This window comes from Alicyclobacillus sp. CIJ1 (assembly GCF_057538885.1).
The window spans coordinates 1-399 of record NZ_BAAJPH010000086.1 but is presented as its reverse complement, the minus strand read 5'-3'; the positions used below and the strand labels follow the sequence as shown (position 1 = coordinate 399).

Genomic DNA, 399 nt, shown 5'->3' with positions numbered 1-399 from the left:
CAGGCCCCGAAATGCGATCCACACCGTCTGCCACCCACGCCTGAGCCTCGTAATTCCCCGGCGTCAGGTAACTCGCGGAAAACGTATCCGTGTACGTTCCCTGACTTCCGACTTCATTCTGCATCTCGGAAATGTCACTGAACCCTGTCCCCGCGAGCCATTCCGTCTGCCCAGTGCCGAGATTCGTGATCTCCACCGCGTCATAGTGATAGTTCGCGAGCGAACTCCAGAGCGGCACGTTGACGTTGAACGTCAGTGTGACGTTTGTGCCCTGCACCTGTGCCGTGAGGCTCTGGGCAGTAGGTGGCTTGGACGGGATCACGTAGAATGTCGAATGCTCGATCGGATCATTCCCGTAATAGTTCCCGGTCGGCGTCACAACACCCCCGGATGGATCCA

General features: G+C 58.1%; 1 protein-coding gene. It reads right to left on the bottom strand.

Annotation, left to right across the window (positions count from 1 at the left end):
• Nucleotides 1–399: hypothetical protein (locus AC27E8_RS06575; protein ID WP_487111390.1), on the bottom strand; the 399-nt coding region annotated here is incomplete at both ends.